The 16,203-nt window shown below is 61.6% G+C and carries 20 protein-coding genes and 1 pseudogene; 10 read left to right on the plus strand and 11 right to left on the minus strand.

Annotated features, from left to right (window positions below; all coding sequences use genetic code 11):
• The first annotated feature begins 428 nt into the window (after positions 1 to 428).
• Genes ACWGTO_RS21915 through ACWGTO_RS21930 form a run of 4 tightly spaced genes read left to right on the plus strand, consistent with a single transcriptional unit; the run spans position 429 to position 3,033 of the window.
• Complete coding sequence (locus ACWGTO_RS21915; RefSeq protein ID WP_454576894.1) at positions 429 to 929, plus strand: type II secretion system F family protein; 501 nt, start codon at positions 429 to 431, stop codon at positions 927 to 929.
• A 16-nt stretch (positions 930 to 945) separates the two neighbouring features.
• Positions 946 to 1,896 carry a type II secretion system F family protein gene (locus ACWGTO_RS21920; RefSeq protein WP_454577015.1) on the plus strand — a complete coding sequence of 317 codons (951 nt, stop codon included), beginning with the start codon at positions 946 to 948 and terminating at the stop codon, positions 1,894 to 1,896.
• 56 nt (positions 1,897 to 1,952) lie between these two features.
• Entirely contained in the window at positions 1,953 to 2,492 is a 540-nt protein-coding gene (locus ACWGTO_RS21925) for a tetratricopeptide repeat protein (protein ID WP_454576895.1), read from the plus strand.
• A gap of 1 nt (position 2,493) precedes the next feature.
• Positions 2,494 to 3,033 carry a prepilin peptidase gene (locus ACWGTO_RS21930; protein ID WP_454576896.1) on the plus strand — a complete coding sequence of 180 codons (540 nt, stop codon included), beginning with the start codon at positions 2,494 to 2,496 and terminating at the stop codon, positions 3,031 to 3,033.
• Positions 3,034 to 3,423: 390 nt separating this feature from the next.
• Here ACWGTO_RS21930 and ACWGTO_RS21935 read toward each other — a convergent pair whose 3' ends face one another.
• Together ACWGTO_RS21935 and ACWGTO_RS21940 are read right to left on the minus strand one after the other, a co-directional pair.
• A complete protein-coding gene (locus ACWGTO_RS21935; RefSeq protein ID WP_454576897.1) occupies positions 3,424 to 4,143 on the minus strand; it encodes a response regulator in 720 nt (239 codons plus the stop codon).
• The gene (locus tag ACWGTO_RS21940; RefSeq protein ID WP_112561176.1) at positions 4,130 to 4,663 is read right to left on the minus strand and encodes a MarR family winged helix-turn-helix transcriptional regulator; all 534 of its coding nucleotides are present in this window, start codon (positions 4,661 to 4,663) and stop codon (positions 4,130 to 4,132) included. Before ACWGTO_RS21940 ends, ACWGTO_RS21935 begins: the two co-directional genes overlap by 14 nt.
• Positions 4,664 to 4,915: 252 nt before the next feature.
• Between ACWGTO_RS21940 and ACWGTO_RS21945 the strand changes: the two genes are divergently transcribed.
• The 3 genes from ACWGTO_RS21945 (at position 4,916) to ACWGTO_RS21955 (ending at position 7,021) form a co-directional block, all read left to right on the plus strand.
• Complete coding sequence (locus tag ACWGTO_RS21945; RefSeq protein ID WP_112561042.1) at positions 4,916 to 5,809, plus strand: branched-chain amino acid aminotransferase; 894 nt, start codon at positions 4,916 to 4,918, stop codon at positions 5,807 to 5,809.
• A gap of 145 nt (positions 5,810 to 5,954) precedes the next feature.
• Complete coding sequence (locus ACWGTO_RS21950) at positions 5,955 to 6,263, plus strand: hypothetical protein (protein WP_454576898.1); 309 nt, start codon at positions 5,955 to 5,957, stop codon at positions 6,261 to 6,263.
• A 119-nt stretch (positions 6,264 to 6,382) separates the two neighbouring features.
• Positions 6,383 to 7,021 carry an MBL fold metallo-hydrolase gene (locus ACWGTO_RS21955; RefSeq protein WP_454576899.1) on the plus strand — a complete coding sequence of 213 codons (639 nt, stop codon included), beginning with the start codon at positions 6,383 to 6,385 and terminating at the stop codon, positions 7,019 to 7,021.
• A gap of 69 nt (positions 7,022 to 7,090) precedes the next feature.
• On the opposite strand, the gene ACWGTO_RS21960 is transcribed toward ACWGTO_RS21955, so the two are convergent.
• The 3 genes from ACWGTO_RS21960 to ACWGTO_RS21970 form a co-directional block, all read right to left on the minus strand.
• Positions 7,091 to 7,510, minus strand: a complete 420-nt coding sequence (locus ACWGTO_RS21960) for a BA14K family protein (RefSeq protein WP_454576900.1) — start codon at positions 7,508 to 7,510, stop codon at positions 7,091 to 7,093.
• A 195-nt stretch (positions 7,511 to 7,705) separates the two neighbouring features.
• Positions 7,706 to 7,918 (minus strand): cold-shock protein, encoded by a 213-nt coding sequence (locus ACWGTO_RS21965; RefSeq protein WP_112561038.1) that lies wholly within the window; start codon positions 7,916 to 7,918, stop codon positions 7,706 to 7,708.
• Between the two features lie 354 nt (positions 7,919 to 8,272).
• On the minus strand, positions 8,273 to 8,485 hold the full coding sequence (locus ACWGTO_RS21970; RefSeq protein WP_006202520.1) for a cold-shock protein: 213 nt from the start codon (positions 8,483 to 8,485) through the stop codon (positions 8,273 to 8,275).
• A 484-nt stretch (positions 8,486 to 8,969) separates the two neighbouring features.
• Between ACWGTO_RS21970 and ACWGTO_RS21975 the strand changes: the two genes are divergently transcribed.
• Complete coding sequence (locus ACWGTO_RS21975) at positions 8,970 to 9,380, plus strand: Kazal-type serine protease inhibitor domain-containing protein (protein WP_454576901.1); 411 nt, start codon at positions 8,970 to 8,972, stop codon at positions 9,378 to 9,380.
• 31 nt (positions 9,381 to 9,411) lie between these two features.
• On the opposite strand, the pseudogene ACWGTO_RS21980 reads toward ACWGTO_RS21975, so the two are convergent.
• Positions 9,412 to 10,005 (minus strand): annotated as a pseudogene (locus tag ACWGTO_RS21980) (flavodoxin family protein).
• A 212-nt stretch (positions 10,006 to 10,217) separates the two neighbouring features.
• Between ACWGTO_RS21980 and ACWGTO_RS21985 the strand changes: the two are divergent.
• Positions 10,218 to 11,852, plus strand: a complete 1,635-nt coding sequence (locus tag ACWGTO_RS21985; RefSeq protein WP_454576902.1) for a tetratricopeptide repeat-containing sulfotransferase family protein — start codon at positions 10,218 to 10,220, stop codon at positions 11,850 to 11,852.
• Positions 11,853 to 11,860: 8 nt separating this feature from the next.
• Here the strand turns inward: ACWGTO_RS21985 and ACWGTO_RS21990 are convergent, their stop codons facing one another.
• Both ACWGTO_RS21990 and ACWGTO_RS21995 read right to left on the minus strand, forming a co-directional pair.
• Positions 11,861 to 12,211, minus strand: coding sequence for a DUF1428 domain-containing protein (locus ACWGTO_RS21990; RefSeq protein ID WP_454576903.1), 351 nt, complete (start codon positions 12,209 to 12,211; stop codon positions 11,861 to 11,863).
• Between the two features lie 94 nt (positions 12,212 to 12,305).
• Complete coding sequence (locus tag ACWGTO_RS21995; protein ID WP_454576904.1) at positions 12,306 to 12,734, minus strand: VOC family protein; 429 nt, start codon at positions 12,732 to 12,734, stop codon at positions 12,306 to 12,308.
• Between the two features lie 202 nt (positions 12,735 to 12,936).
• On the opposite strand from ACWGTO_RS21995, the gene ACWGTO_RS22000 reads away from it, so the two are divergent.
• The gene (locus ACWGTO_RS22000) at positions 12,937 to 13,551 is read left to right on the plus strand and encodes a glutathione S-transferase family protein (protein WP_454576905.1); all 615 of its coding nucleotides are present in this window, start codon (positions 12,937 to 12,939) and stop codon (positions 13,549 to 13,551) included.
• Positions 13,552 to 13,600: 49 nt separating this feature from the next.
• Here ACWGTO_RS22000 and ACWGTO_RS22005 read toward each other — a convergent pair whose 3' ends face one another.
• From ACWGTO_RS22005 to ACWGTO_RS22015, 3 genes are all read right to left on the minus strand, one after another.
• A complete protein-coding gene (locus ACWGTO_RS22005) occupies positions 13,601 to 13,774 on the minus strand; it encodes a hypothetical protein (RefSeq protein WP_454576906.1) in 174 nt (57 codons plus the stop codon).
• Between the two features lie 93 nt (positions 13,775 to 13,867).
• Positions 13,868 to 14,254 carry a nuclear transport factor 2 family protein gene (locus tag ACWGTO_RS22010; RefSeq protein ID WP_454576907.1) on the minus strand — a complete coding sequence of 129 codons (387 nt, stop codon included), beginning with the start codon at positions 14,252 to 14,254 and terminating at the stop codon, positions 13,868 to 13,870.
• Between the two features lie 135 nt (positions 14,255 to 14,389).
• Positions 14,390 to 15,916, minus strand: coding sequence for an ABC-F family ATP-binding cassette domain-containing protein (locus ACWGTO_RS22015; RefSeq protein ID WP_454576908.1), 1,527 nt, complete (start codon positions 15,914 to 15,916; stop codon positions 14,390 to 14,392).
• Positions 15,917 to 16,203 lie beyond the last annotated feature (287 nt).

Consider the following 16,203-nt stretch of genomic DNA (forward strand, 5'->3'; position numbering starts at 1 on the left):
CGGCGGCGTCGGTCATCCTTGCCGGCGAGGCCCTGTATCTTTCCTTTTCCGGTCGCCGTGCCGCGGTCGGCGCCATCAATCGTCGGTTGAGGCTATTGTCTGACAAAGTTCCGGCGGAACGGACTTTGCAAAACCTGCTGCGCGAGCGGGGGCTGACGGAATCGGGTGACTTTCTTTTTGGGCTGGTCGCACTGAACAGGCTCTATACTCAATCCGGCATCACCGGAAACCCGATGACATTCGCCGGTATATTTATCTGTGCCGGCTTGGCATTAGCGCTGCTGCTGTCGTTCCTCTTCCAATTGTCGGCAATAATGGCACTCATTGTATTCATGATTGTCGGGTTTGCGTTGCCCGTATTCATGCTTCGCCGCGCACGCAGAAAGCGAATCCTGAAGTTCGCGACGCAACTCCCGAATGCTCTCGACATGATCGTGCGCTCGCTGCGCGCCGGACATCCGGCCTCGGTGGCCATTGGCCTTGTGTCGCGCGAGATGCCTGATCCCCTGGGGACCGAATTCGGCATCGTCTCCGACGAGATCACCTTCGGTCTAAGCATTGAACAGGCCGTTCGGAAACTGTCTCAGCGGGTCGGATTCGAGGGCCTTCACCTGCTTTCGATATCGCTCTCCATCCAGTCCAAGACCGGCGGCAATCTTACCGAAATCCTGGCTAATCTTTCCACGGTTCTGCGTGAGCGGCAGAAGTTGCGAATGAAGATCAGAGCGCTTTCGTCCGAGGGTCGGGTCTCGGCCTGGATCATCTCGCTGTTTCCAATCGTGATGTTCTTGATCCTTCAGGTCCTTGCTCCGTCGTACTATGGCAAGGTGTGGCACGATCCGCTGATTTTGCCCGTGTTTTTGGGCTTTGGCACATGGGCTCTGCTGGGCGACTACATCATGTATAGAATGGTCAACTTCGACTTTTGAGGAGCGTGCGATCAACCTGCTTTCCAACATCAACGACCTGAGCTTTCTGGTCTCCGTCGCTGTTTTCGTGGCTGCGGTGGCCCTTTTCCTGTTTGGCGCGCTTGTCTTCTTGCCGGCCCTGCAGACGCGAAAGCTCGTTGCGAAAAGCCTCATGGGCGAAGGTGCGGTTGATCCTCGCTCGCTCGCCGGTCAGGAACAGTTGGCCAAGATCGCGGCGCAACGGCCGGTCGACGCATACTTTCGAACGATGGAGAAGGAGCGCCAGGAGCCGAGTGCGCTTGAAGCAAAGCTCTTCCGCGCCGGCTTCTATCAAGCGAGCGCTCCATTGATTTATACGCTGTCGCGACTCGGCGTCGTGTGTGTCGGATTTTTGGTTGCCTACGCACTTCTGCCGCGCGTGTTGCCACCACATCTGCCCGGGTACTTCGCCATTGCCGGCTCAGCCCTGCTGGGATTGGGGTGCATAGTGATACCAGCCATTCTGCTCGATCGTTTCGAGAATGCCCAAAAGGAAACCTACCGTCGCGGGTTCCCGGATTTCATGGACATGATGATCACCTGCGCCGACGCCGGGATGAGCCTGGAGGCAGCGGTCGAGCGAGTTGGCTCGGAGTTGGCCGGCACCCATAAATGGTTGGGCATCCAGCTTGCGATCATGAATCTCCAATTGCGGGCGGGAAAGCCCTTGCGCGAGGCGCTGCGTGAACTCGCGGACCGTATTGGGCTTGAAGAAGCAAGGTCGCTGGCCGTGCTGTTCCGGCAATCGGAAGAACTGGGCACCAGCCTGACGGACGCACTGCGCGTCTACAGCGAAGAGATGCGAGACCAGAGGATTCTGAGCGCGGAGGAGAAAGCCAACTCACTGCCCGTGAAAATGATGATTCCGTTGGGGCTGTGCATCTTTCCGGTCGTGCTGATGGTAATCATGTTGCCGGTCATCATCCGGATGAAGGGCCTTTTCTTCTAGTTACGTCCATGCTTTGGTCCTAATGTGAGTCGGGGACGACCCTCGAGGGGAACTATATGAAACGGGTTATCGCTGTCACAGCCTGCCTGTTGACGGTAGTGCTTGCCGGCTGCCAGACGGACGCCACCGACGGTGTCGTCCGCACCAACGAGCCGTCGAAGGGCGACGTAACGTCCTTCGGCGATGCTTTCGACGGGCTGAAGACGGTCAGCGATGTCGAATATCACGCCTCGGACCAGGCCGTGGCCGAAGCCAAGAATCAGTTCCGAGCGGAAAATTACGGCAATGCCGGCGCCTTGTTCTTCAAGGCGACGCAACTGTCGCCCAATGACGGCAACGCGTGGATGGGATTGGCTGCCTGCAGCGATCGGATCCACCGCTTCGATCTAGCCGACCGGGCCTATGCCCGAGCCCTCAAGCTGGTTGGCCCGACGGCGGAATATTACAACAATGTCGGTTATTCCTACCTGCTGCGCGGCAAGCTGCAGGACGCACGCAGCAATTTCCTCAAGGCTTATGAACTGGCGCCTAACGATCCAACTGTCGCCAACAATCTGAAGCTGCTGTCATCCAGCGTGCAGAATATCGAGCGCTAGCATGTTGCTAGTCGAATCGCTGCTGCTGCAAGCGCTCGCGATCCCGCTGCTGGCAAGGATTGCCTGGCTCGACTTCACCACCCGGAAGATCTCTAACCGCGACGTGCTGCTGCTGCTTTGCCTGGGAGCGGGAAGCCTGCTGCTGCTGTCGCTCCAATCCGGATCGTGGTTTGAGATGGGGCTGAGCGCAATGGCCGGACTGGTGTTGTTCGTCGCGCTACTCCCGTTCTGGGTGCTACGCAAGATCGGCGCCGGTGACGTCAAATTAATGGCTGTCGTGCCCTTCCTGATCGGCGGCCGCGATTTCATTGTGTTTTCAGTGCTGCTCCTGGTTTTCGCCATCGCCACCGCGGCGATTGTGAAAAGACCCTTCATGCTGCCTGAGAGCGCCTTTCGGCTCGTTGTCCAGCATTTGGACCGCAAGGGCGTGGTGCCATTCGGAGTGCCGATCGCGATAGCCGCGATCTGTACGATAGCATTTCTGATCTACAAAAGTGTGGTGCTGGCGACCAGCTCGGGAATCCTGGATCAGCTTAATTGAACCTCGGTAGTCCGCTCCGATTTACGAAGGGCGGGCCGACGTAATCTTTGCTTAATGCCGAACTGGCATTCTATCTGCCTATTCAGGGTGGGCTATGATGCAGGATTACCGGTCGACAGTTGCCTGGTTGGCGGCTGGATTGATTGTTGGCGCCGTGGCGTTCCCCCTTGCGGCTGTTGTAAACAAACCGGCGTCACCAACAATTATCAGCGCCGAACCGCCACCGCTCCCAATCATCAAGAAGGCGTTCGTCCGAAAATGGCGCCGCACATAGCGATCAGTGCGGTGCTCGGAGTGCCAGATCGATGGCTAGGTGATGTCCGTGGTGGGGAAACAGCTTGGGTTTGAGGGCAGCCAGCAAGCAACTGAAAACGCCCGGCCGAGGCGCGGCTATTCCACGCTGAGCCGGTACCCAATGCCGCGCACCGTCTGCAGCCAGACCGGATTGGACGGATCGCGCTCGATCTTGCGGCGCAGGCGGTTGATCTGGACGTCGATGGTGCGCTCGCCGACTTCCGAATCGTCGCCGACCAGTTCATGGCGCGGTATGGTTTCGCCGGCGCGTGCGGCGAAGATCGCCAGGATCTCCTGCTCGCGGTCGGTCAGCTTCAACGCCTCGCCGCCACGCTTCAGCTCGCGCCTGGCGATCTGGAAGGTGTAGGGGCCGAAGACCAGCTGCTCGACCTTGGGCGTGGTCGCCGGGCCGCCGCGGCGCAGGATGTTGTTGATGCGCAGGATCAGCTCGCGCGGGTCGAAGGGCTTGGGCAGATAATCGTCGGCGCCGGCCTCCAGCCCGGTGATGCGGCTGTCGGTCTCCGACAGCGCGGTGAGCATCAGGATCGGTACGTTCTTCTCCTCACGCAGCGCCTTGGTGAGGTCGACGCCGGTTTCACCCGGCATCATGACGTCGAGGACGAGGAGGTCGAAGTCGAGCCCGGCGAGCTTGCGCCTGGCCTCGCCGGCATTTCCGGCGACAGTGACGCGAAAACCGTTTTCGGTCAGATACTGCTTGAGCAAATTGCGGATGCGGGTGTCGTCGTCGACCACAAGCAGATGCGGCGCGTCATCGTCCGGCGCCGCCGGCTGGTCCACCCTGTCAATGGTCTCCATGGCTTTTCCCTGACATGTTTGCAGGCACAATGTCGATCTGCGCCCTTAGTTCCGGATTGACCATGGCTTCCAGGAATCTTTCGATCAAGGGGCGCTCGCTGGCTCCGGAATCTTCCAATGCAGCACGGATGCGGCGTGACTGTGGCCGCGCCAGGGCCAGCGCCAGGGCGCGGCCCTTGGCCGTCGGATAGAGTTCACGCTGGCGGCGGTCGCGCGGGCCCTGCAACTGCACGATATGGTCGGTGTCGATCAGCTGCTTCAGCACCCGGGCCAGGCTCTGCTTGGTGATCTTGAGCACGTCGAGCAGTTCGGCGACCGTCAGCCCCGGCCGGCGGTTGACGAAATGCAGCACCCGGTGATGGGCGCGGCCAAAGCCGTAATCGGCCAGGATCTGGTCGGGATCGGACGTGAAATCGCGGTAGGCAAAGAAGAACAGTTCGATGATGGCGAAGTCGATGCCGTCCTCGTCGGTGATCGCCGTCTTGATCGGTTTTCCGGCAGCTGGGCTTCGATCCGTCATCATTTCTCCGTCCATAGAGGGAAATTATGTCAGTACTATTGACGTAATTTCCCCGCAATGGTAATTTTTGACAAGCTTTTGGGCGGATTGCGAACGAAAAGGCAAGGGAGCGCGGTTTTTCCGGAACTTCCTGAGTTTGCCAGAGTTCGATTATCCGCTTAGGCTTCAAGATACCCGGCCGCCCTGACGCGGCTGTCGCGAAACAAACAAGAACACCAATGATGTGCGGGCCGCCGCCCGCGGGAGGTTTCCATGGCATCCGTTCCCTTCGACCAGCTTGAAGGCTTCATCTGGATGAACGGCGAGTTCGTCAAATGGGCCGACGCCAAGATCCACGTGCTGACCCACGGCCTGCACTATGCCAGCGCCGTCTTCGAGGGCGAGCGCGCCTATGGCGGCGCGATTTTCAAGCTGAACGAGCATACCGAGCGCCTGCATGAATCGGCGCGCCTGCTCGGCTTCAAGATTCCCTATTCGGTGGCCGAGCTCAACGACGCCTCGACCACGCTGTTGAAGAAGCAGGGTTTCCAGGATGCCTATGTCAGGCCGATCGCCTGGCGCGGCAGCGAACAGATGGGCGTTTCGGCGCAGAACAGCCGCATCAACTGCGCCATCGCCATCTGGCAATGGCCGAGCTATTTCGATCCGGCGCAGAAGCTCAAGGGCATCCGCCTCGATCTGGCGGAATGGCGCCGGCCCGATCCGCGCACGGCGCCGTCGAAGTCGAAGGCCGCCGGCCTCTACATGATCTGCACCATGTCCAAGCATGCCGCCGAGGCCAAGGGCTATGCCGACGCCATGATGCTCGACTGGCGCGGCCAGGTCGCCGAAGCCACCGGCGCCAACATCTTCTTCGTCAAGGACGGCAAGATCCATACGCCCAAGCCCGATTGCTTCCTCGACGGCATCACCCGCCGCACCGTCATTGGCCTCGCCAAGGACCGTGGCCTCGAGGTGATCGAGCGCGCCATCATGCCTGAGGAGCTCGAAGGTTTCGAGCAGTGCTTCCTCACCGGGACGGCGGCGGAAGTGACGCCGGTTTCCGAGATCGGTCCCTACCGATTCGAGGTCGGCGAGATCGCCAAGACTTTGATGAACGACTATTCTGCCGCAGTGCAGCCTAAGCATGCGATAGCCGCAGAATAACGAAAATCACAGCTTTTTTCGCAAGCAGGGGCGGTTTTAGGGCCGCCCCTTTTATTTCAGCATTTACGCATTTGACTTTCGTCTAATTCGGCGTCTCATGATGGCGTCGGCCCGGGAGGCTGGCAGCTATGGAGGGACTAGGTACATGGATACGAACACGCTCATTGCGATCGTTGTGCAGGTAATAGCGGGTGTTGTCGGTGGCCAGGCGATTGGTGTCGCGCTGAAGAATGCGGCGATGGGCCAGTTGACCAAAATCCTGGGCGGCGCCATTGGCGGCGTCGGCGGCGCGGCGATCCTCGGCAGCCTGCTCGGCGGCGGCACGGTCGACCCGGCAGCGGCCGCGACGGCAGCAGGCAGCGCGTTTAACGTAGACAATCTCGTCGGCGGCGCAGGCGGCGGCGCGATCCTCACCGGCATCATCGGTGCGGTCATGGGCGCGATGAAGAAATAAGCCTCGAAATCTCGGGCTTCGTCAAATGGGCGGCCGTTGGGCCGCCCATTTCGTTTGAGCCGGGATTGCCGCTGGGCTGTGGCGCCTCTACATCGGGAGGAAACTCAGAAAGGACAATCATGGGTCAGCTCAATGCCGGCATCGTGCCGGTCACGCCCTTCCAGCAGAACTGCACCATCCTGTTCGACATGGATGACAAGCATGGCGTCGTCGTCGATCCGGGCGGCGACATCGACAAGGTGCTGGCGGTGCTGAAGGACAACGCGATCCCGGCCGGCGCGATCTGGATCACCCATGGCCATATCGACCATGCCGGCGGCGCCATGGAGCTGAAGGAAGCACTCGGCGTCGAGATCATCGGTCCGCATGAAGCCGACAAGCTACTGCTCGATAATCTCGAGAAGCAGGGACAGCGCTACGGCATTGCCGGGGTCCGCAACTGCGTTCCCGACAGGTTCCTCAGCGAGGGTGACACGGTGTCGTTTGGCTCGCATGTATTCGAGGTGCTGCATTGCCCCGGCCATGCGCCGGGTCATGTCGTGTACTATAACCGGGCGGCCAAGTTCGCCCATGTCGGCGATGTGCTGTTTCGCGGCTCGGTGGGGCGCACCGACCTGCCGGGCGGCGACCATGCGACGCTGATCGCCTCGATCAAGAACAAGCTTTTGCCGCTCGGCGACGACATCGGCTTCATCTGCGGCCATGGCCCCGGGGGCCGTTTTGGCGAGGAGCGGCGGACCAATCCGTTTCTTACTTAGCGATGTCTTTTTGCCAACAAAAAAAGCGCCGGCCTTGCGATCAGCGCTTTTTGTTGGGGCAGGGAAGCCTCAGTTGGCGGTGCAGAAATGCTGCTCACCGTCATTGCCGGTGAACGTGCCGCTGCGGGCATTGAAGCTCCGGTAGCGGTCCGAGCAGTACTCGTACCAGTCGCGGGTCCACGGCTCGGCATAACGGTCGGCATAGACGACGCGCGGCTCAGCGTAGTAACGGCGGACCGGCCGCACTTCGCGGTACTCGTAGTCGTCGTCGTAAGCGCTGTTGTAGCGCGGCTGCGGGTTGCTCAGCGCGCCGGCAATCAGGGCGCCTGCCGCGAGGCCGACGACACCTGCGGCGAGAGCGTCGCCATTATGGTGGCGGCCATGATGATGGCGCCAGCCCCAGTCATCGGCATTGGCTGCCGAAAAGGTGGTGAGCGTGGTCGCGGCGAGCGCGGCGCCCAGGATGGCGGTCTTGAAAATGCGGTTCATTTTGGTCTCCTTCGTGCCAGTCCGGGTAGTTCTTTCGGGGATGCGGTCCGGCCTTGGGGACGATTAATAGGAGACCGTGGCTGAACGGGGGCTGAACGGAATTTGCACCTTTAATTCAGGTCATGCGGCAAAAACCACACGCTTGCGGAAGGCGCTCCGCCTCATCAATCTCCGTCCAGGCTGTCTTGAGCCGGCTTAGCCGACCGACAGATTGACGGCCTTCGGACCCTTGCCGCGCTTGTCCGGCTCGGTGTCGAATGTCACTTTCTGCCCATCCTCCAGACCGGGAAGACCCGACGCCTGCACGGCGGAAATGTGGACGAAGACATCCTTCTGCCCGTCGTCCGGCGTGATGAAGCCGAAACCTTTGGCATGATTGAAGAATTTGACGGTGCCGGTCTGCGGCATGGGAAGCTCCCTTTGATCCCATAAAGTCCAGTTTTCGGGCCGGCAAATGCCCGAAGGGAAATTTGTCCTTTATTTTAGCGCCATCGGCAAGAGAAAGTTTTGGCGAACTCGGCAACGATCAAGGAGGCTCAAATAGATCGTTGCACCGAAGGCAATTCTCGTCAGACGATCGCTCCGGCGAGCAGCCATCCCATGAACGGGTCGAGCGTCCTTTGTCACGGCGACGGCGGACATGAAAAAGGCGCGACGGGAAACGTCGCGCCTTCGAATATCTGGGACGGCTGACAAAGCCGGTTCAAGCACGCTCAAAGTGCTTTTTTCGCGCGCCCTGGCGGGCGCGCCGGCAACGCCGGTTCAGGCCGCGCGGAGATTGACCGCCTTCGGACCCTTGCCCATGCGATCGGGTTCAACGTCGAACGTGACCTTCTGGCCGTCGACGAGGGTACGCAGGCCCGAAGCCTCGATCGCAGAAATGTGGACGAACACATCCTTGGCGCCGCCGTCGGGCGTGATGAAGCCGAAGCCTTTGGTCGCGTTGAAGAATTTAACGGTGCCGGTCTGGGCCATTGGGGAAACTCCTTCACCCGTGTCAGTCTTGTGGTTTGCCCGCCGCCTGGCATCGTGGGCAAGTCCCGGTGGTTGCTTCGGCAGTCCTGCATTTGCGCATGGTAAAACCCCCCGCCGAAAACGGGGCCGTCAGAGATTCACAGTATCGGGGAAAGGTCGTCCAAAACGTTCCGCTCTCCGGGTCGCAAATGCCCGAACACAAAATTTATCGCACGGAAACGTGATAGTTGCAAGATAGCGCCGCGGGCCGCGGCCATCGACGCTTCCCAACGCAGGCGCTTCGATAGACCCGGCCCCGTTGGCGGTCATCAGCCAGAGCCCGGCCACGCATGGTCCAGCGGGCTGGTCCAGGCCGGAACAATGCGGGGGCGAGGGCATCGGATGGCTCCGGTGCGCCGCAAACGGGGGTTGCATTTGGCAAGGGAATGGCGAGGATCGACCGGCGCGTTTTGCGCCGGGACGGGGGTCTCGACGAGGCATATTCATGAAATTTCTTGCGACGATCTTCTCGCGCCAGGGTTTTACCATTCTCTTCCTGTCGGGTCTTCTTGCGGCCTGCACCGTCGTCGTCGATGAGGGGCCGGGACCGCGTCCGCGCCCGCCACGGCCCGAACCGGAATTCTGCACCAGGGAATACGAGCCGGTCTGCGCACGGCGCGGTGGCGACCGCCAGACCTTCGCCAATGCCTGCCTCGCGGAGCGCTCGGGCTACCGCATCGTGCGCGACGGCCCTTGCCGTGATGGCGGTGGTGGCGGCGGTGGCGAGGAGCCGACGTTCTGCACCCGCGAATACGCGCCCGTCTGCGCCCGCCGGCACGGCGAACTGCGCACCTTCCCCAACGCCTGCGAGGCTCGTGCCGCCGACTACCGCGTCGTCGACAACGGTCCCTGCTGAGACTTTTCCCTTCTCTCCGAGGGAGACCTACTTATTTGTTCACGCCAGTATAAGTCTTGGCTTTCAACAGCCCAGCCAGATGCGCGGCGTTGGAGGCAGCCATCTCGATCATGCCGGCGACCTTGTCAGGGGTTTTCGGCAGGTCGACATAGTTGACGTCGCCCATGGCCTCGCCAACCTAGTAGACGCCGCCATTGGCGGGAATGGTGAAGCCGACATCGTTGAGTGACTGGGCGCCGTCCTCATTGCCGACGATCGCTACCAACGCCACCTTGCCGGCGGCCGGCATGCGGCCCTTGTCGTCGGTTTCCTCAAGAAACGCGTCCATCCGTTCCATGACCCGCTTGGCGACGTTCGACGGCTGACCCATCCAGATCGGCAGGCCGAGGATGAAGATGTCGGCGGCGACGATTTTTGCGCGCAGCTTCGGCCAGTCATCGCCCTTGCCCATGTCGGACAGCACGCCGGGCTTGATGTCATGGTCGAGCGCGCGCACGACCTCGCCCTTGACGCCATGCGGTTTCAACGCCGCAAACAGGTCAGCAATGATCTTGTCGGTGGAGGATTTTTCCCTGTCGCTGGAGGCTTTCAGTGAGCAATTGATGGCGAAGGCTGCGAGGGACATAGTGGCTCCTGCGATGGTATGTAGGCTCAACGTCGCGGGGCGCTGGTGGTTGCGGTCCGAGCCAGCTGCAAAGCCGCGCCCTTGAATCTGTCTCTTCCATGCCTTAGGTCCGGCAAGCGGACAAACACGGCAGGTTTCCCATCAACAGAGATCAGAGAAGAGCGGCGGGTGCTGGAACTGGCGGACAGCCGCCACTAGGCCTCGACCAATATGTGCAGCAGGCGCTGCAGCTGCATCAGGCCGGGCGCCGGCAGGAGGCCGAGGCGCTCTACCGGCAGGTGCTGGCGCGCAAGGCCAATCATGCGGCGGCGGCGCACTTCCTGGGCCTGCTGCTGCACCAGACCGGGCGTAGCGCCGAAGGACTGGAGCTGATCGAGCAGTCGGTGCATCTGCAGCCGAAGAATCCCGATTTCCTCAACAATCTCGGCACGGTGATGCGCGATCTCGGTCGCGTTGCAGCGGCCGCCGATTTCTTCCGCGGCGCGGTCGATCTCAAGCCCGACCAGCTTGCGGCACGCGATAATCTGGGTTCGGCGTTGAAACAGCTCGGCCAGTTCGAGGAGGCCGAAGCGATCTATCGCGGCACAGTCGGGCGCAATCCCTTCCATGTCCGTGCCCGCATCGGGCTTGCCGAAACGCTGCAGGAGGCCGCGCGTCTGGACGAGGCGCTGGCGACCTTCCGCGAGGCGCTGACCATCCGGCCCAAGGATGCCGACCTGTTGCATGGGCTCGGCGTCGGGCTGATGGAAAAAGGCAAGCTCGACGAAGCGGCCGATCTGTTCCGGCAGGCGCTGGCGATCACGCCGGGCATGGCCAAAGCCTGGCTGATGCTGACGCAGGTCAAGCGCCAGAAGGAGCGCGACGCCGAACTCGCCGGCATGGAGGCACAGCATGCGAAGGCGCCCGCCGACAGCCTGGCGCGCATGCAGCTCTCCTTCGGCCTCGGCAAGGCCAATGACGATTTGAAGGATTACAGCAGGGCCTTCGACTATTTCGCCGAAGGCAATGCCATTCGTCGCAAGGGCATCGACTACGATTCCGTCAGGACACGCGCCGAATTCGATGCGATGAAGACGGTGTTCGACGCCGGCTTTTTCGAAAAGCACAAGCCAGCCGCGATATCGGACGACACGCCGATCTTTGTCGTCGGCATGCCGCGCTCCGGCACCACGCTGGTCGAGCAGATCATCGCCAGCCATCCGCAGGTCTACGGTGCGGGCGAGCTCAGCATTTTGAAGACCGCAGTCGGCAAGCAGTTCCCGACAAATATGCCCGGCGGCTTCCCTTGGGGACTGGTTGATGTATCCGACACGGAGTTCGCCGAGGCAGGCCGAGCCTATCTCGACATGTTGCATGCCCGCTATCCCAACTTCAGGCATGTCACCGACAAGATGCCCGGCAACTTCCTGCTCATCGGCTTCATCCACATGATGCTGCCGAACGCCAAAATCATCCATTGCGCACGCGATGCGGCGGCGACCTGCCTTTCGATCTACAAGGTGCATTTCCGCGGCGACAGTCACCGCTACGGCTATGATCTCGGCGAACTCGCCGACTTCCACAATCTCTACTCCGACATCATGGCGCATTGGCGCAGCGTGCTGCCCGGCGTCGTCCACGATGTGCGCTACGAGGATTTCGTTGCCGACCAGGTGGGGCAGACGCGGGCGCTGATAGCGCATCTCGGCCTGCCCTGGGATGACAAGGTGCTGTCTTTCCACGAGACCGATCGTCCGGTGCGCACGGCTTCGGCGGCGCAAGTGCGCCAGCCGATGTACCAAGGCTCGATCGATCTGTGGAAGCGGTATGGCGACAGGCTGAAGCCGCTGCTGGACAAGTTGGACTGAGGTGGCGGCTACAGTTCCACGAAGGGCTGGAAGCCGCCGAAGATCATGCGCTTCATATCGAAGGGCATAGGTCGATCGGGTGTAAAACGCGGGTCGGCCATCACCTTGGCCATAACGGCATCGCGGCTCGCGCGCGATTGATAGGTGGCCCAGGCAAAGATGACCACTTCGTCGTCCTTGGCCTGCACGGCACGCGGAAACGAGGTGACTTCGCCATAAGGCACATCGTCACCGATGCATTCGACATAGGACAGCGCGCCGTGCTCTATCCAGATCGGCCCAGCCAGATTGGCCAGCTTCTTGTAGTCATCAAGCTTCGCCTTCGGCACTGCGAGTACAAAACCATCGACATAGGACATTGCGGGTTCCTTTCGTGAAATCGGGCGCCGGGTCGGCAGGGGTGCAACCCGGCGCGTGAGGCGCATCACAGAGGACGATGCGCTCCTGGAGGTACTAGGTCTTCTTCACCGGCGCGTTCATCGCCCATTCGACGCCGAAGGGGTCGCGCATGCTTCCCCACTGGTCGCCCCAGAACATGACCTGCAGCGGCACGGCGACTTCGCAGCCAGCCTCGATGGCGCGCTTCCACCAGGCTTCGATGTCGTCGGCGCCGAGATGGAGCTGCATGGTGTAGCCCTGCGGCTTGACGGCGGGCATGCCGTTTTCGGGATAGAAATCCGAGAGCATCAAGGTCGAGCCGTTGATGTGGAGGTGGATGTGCATGGTGCGGCCCTGGTCGTCCGGCGGATAGAAGAACACCTGCTCGGCGCCGAAGGCCTTCTTGTAGAATTCGGCAGCCTTGAAGGCGCCGTCCAGTTGCAGATAGGGGGTCAATCCACCGAGAACTTTTGCGGCCGGCTGAACGGGGGTCTGATCGGTCATGTCTTGCTCCTCTTTGCGTTTGGTCTGGGCGCTTGATCTCGTCTTGCGAACCCCAGGACGAACGAGGCGGCGGCAATCCTACATGGCCGCTGCGATTTTTTTGGCGTGAAATGAACTTGCGTCGGAGCCGCCCAATCAGAGCGCAATCCTCTCAGCCCGCAGGCTAGAACAGGCGACTGCTTCTTCAATCCCCGAGACGACCATGATCCTTTACTACCAGACCCACTCGCCCTTCGCGCGCAAGGCACTGGTCTTCGCCCATGAGGTCGGCCTCGCCGACCGGCTCGAGGTCATTCATCACGAGACCAGCCCGACCTTGCGCAACGCCCGTGTCTATGCCGAAAACCCGCTCGGCAAGGTGCCGGTGCTGCTGCGGCCAGATGCGTCGCCGCTCTTCAATTCCGATGTCATTTGCGCCTATCTCGACACGCTGCATGATGGCCGCAAATTGCTGCCGCCGGATGGCGAGGCGCGCTGGCATGCCTTGCGGCTGCAGGCGGTGGCGCAGGGTCTGGCGCAGACGGGCATAGCTTTGCGCTGGGAGACGGAAAGGCGTCCCGAACAGCTGCGCTATGCCACGCTCGCCGAAGGATGCCGGGAAAAAATCGAGGCGAGCTATGACTGGATCGACAGCACGCTGGACGACGAGGCGCCGCTGCATGTCGGCCACATAGCGCTCGCCACCACGCTGTCCTGGATGGCGTTCCGCCAGCTTCCGTCGTTTCGCGCCAGGACACGTCTGACACGCTGGTTCGACGCGTTCGAAAAGCGCGGATCGATGCAGGCGACGCCGCTGTCGGGCGACACGCATGACTGAGCAACGGTCGCCCCGCGGCGGCCTGCATCGATATTTTCCGACCGCATGGTCAGGATGCCCTGCAGATCCGCGGGCCGTTTTGCGCGTCGATGACGATTTCCGGCCAGCCAATATCCTTGCGCAGTTCGATCGGCAGGGACAGCAGCTCGCGTTCGCTGCGATAGCGGGCGCGGTTCTGCGCATAACGGGCGGCGACGCGGCCTATGGATGACAAAATGGACATGATGCTTTCTCCTCAGATGAAGCCGGCATCATCGTGTCGGCATCCCAAGGACGCAGCAGATTCAGGCGATCCGACAGGTGGTCGAAAATATTTCTACAGGACCGACGCGGCAAGGGCGGTGTCGTAATACTCCACCATCTCGATGACCTTGCCGTCGCGTACCGTCCAGAAATCGGCGGTGCGCATGACAAGCTCCTGGCCGTTGGTTCTGCGCGTCAGATGGATTTCGACCTGGGCTGCAATTCTGTCGCCGCTATGGATGATATCAACCGGACGGAAGCTCCGGTATTCGAAATCATTGTCCAGCGACATCAGACGGGCGAGGAACTCCTCCTTGCCGCTGCCTGCACTGATATACGGGGCCCCCGGTTCGGCGACCCAGCGGAAGACAACATCGTCGGCGCAGTGGTCCAGCGCACCTTTGATGTCGCGTTTTGCATAGGCATCATAAAGGCTCTTGACGACGTCCACCCCACCCATGACCGTTTCCTCCCTCGGTTCGCGGAAGCTTCAGAATGCGCCTTTTCCGACCGATGGGGAAGTATGGCCATGTCGCTAATACTTTCGACGGGCCGGCACTACTTCCAGATGCCGGCCCGGACTATGTAGTCACCCTCAATCGTGTGTCTCGGCCACCGAACGGAAGAACTCCTCCGGGTCCTCGACTTCCGTCAGCCGCCGTTTGTCGATCAGCCAGAAGCGGTTGCCGATGGCGCGGATGAAGGAACGGTCGTGCGAGGCGAGCACGCAGCTTGCCTGGTGCTTGAGCAATTCCTCCTCCAGCGCTTCCTGGCCATCGATGTCGAGATGGTTGGTCGGCTCGTCCAGCAGATAGAAGTTGGGATTGGCGAGCCTGAGCGCCAGCATCATCAGCCGCGCCTTCTGGCCGCCCGACAGCACGCCGATCTTTTTCTCCTGCATCTCGATGACCACGCCGGCGCCGGCCAGCAGCGAACGGGCGCGCTGCTGGCCGACATCGTAGCGGCGCGAGACCATGGCCAACGGCGTGTCGTCGCTGCTGATGCCGGCCAGGGCCTGGTCGCTGTAGCCAAGCACCGTTGACGGCGTCACCTTCACATTAGGCACCGTGTCCGGTTCGGCGATGGCGTTGCGGATCAGAGTGACGAAACGCGACTTGCCGACGCCGTTGCGGCCGAGCAGCACGATGCGGTCGCCCTGGCAGATGTGGCGCTTGCCGGTTTTGAACAGCAGCGCGCCGTCGGGCGTTTCCACCGCCTCGTCGTCGAGCGTGATCAGCACCTTGGCGTGGGTACCGCGGTTGGCCAGCCGGATCGCGCCGGCCGATTTCTCGCGATGCGCCGATACCGCGGCGTCTTCCAGCTTCTCCGCCCGCTCCCTGAGCTGCTTGGTTTTCACCGTCAAAAGGTCACTGCCGGAATTGATGCCGATGTTGTTGAGCTTGGCGGCCTGCTTGCGCAGCTGCTGGGCAACCTTCATGTCGCGTTCGAACCGGCGCGCCGTCGAAGCGTCGAGGTCGTCGAGGGCCTGTCTTGCCCGCGAATAGGGCAGCGCAAACACCGGCGATTCCTCCGGGCGCAGGAACAGCGTGCGGTTGGTGACGGCGTCGAGAAAGGCGCGGTCGTGGCTGGCGATCACCACCGGCACCTCACGCGGCAGCGCGTTCAGCCAGGTCTCCAGCTGGCTGATCTTGGCGAGGTCGAGATGGTTGGTCGGCTCGTCGAGCAAAAGCACATCTGGCTCGGTGACCCAGATGCGGGCGATCAGCGCCAGACGCTGCCAGCCGCCGCTCAGCGCCTGCATCGGCCGCTCGCGCATCGGCTCGGGCACGTCCAGCGAGTCGAGCACCACGTCGACCCGCCACATCTCGCTGTCGGCCTGCTCGGGCGGCAAGGCATCGGCCACCACCTGGTGGAAGGTGCGGCCGAGCAGGGCAGGAGGGACGGACTGCTCGACATGGCCGACGCGCAGGCCGCGGGTACGCGAAATGTCGCCGGAGGTCGGCTCCATCACGCCGGTCAGGCATTTGAGCAAGGTCGACTTGCCGCGACCGTTGGCGGCAACGATGCCCAGCCGGTCGCCGGTGCCGATGGTGAGGTCGAGGTTGGAAAACAGCGGCGCACTCATGGTGACGCCGAGGGATTTGAGGCTGATCAGGGCCATTGTGATTTCTCTGGTCTGGCCGGAAAGTCCGGCTGATGCACTTTGACGGTGCGCGTAGCGGCCATCAGGCTCGGCTTTGCGCACCACGAAGGGCAGACCAAAAAAATCGAAGCGGGAAAAACCCGGACCGTCCCTGGTCAGCCCTGCAAGCAAGCTCGCAGGGCAGAAATCGGGCCACGCTGACGATGGTGACGAAAAAACGTAAACACGTGAGCCCTCCTTTCGAGACGTTCGAGTATAGTGTCGGATTACACCAAGGGCGGTGATGATGGCAAGGCTACGCCTTC

This window comes from Mesorhizobium sp. PL10 (genome assembly GCF_053714315.1).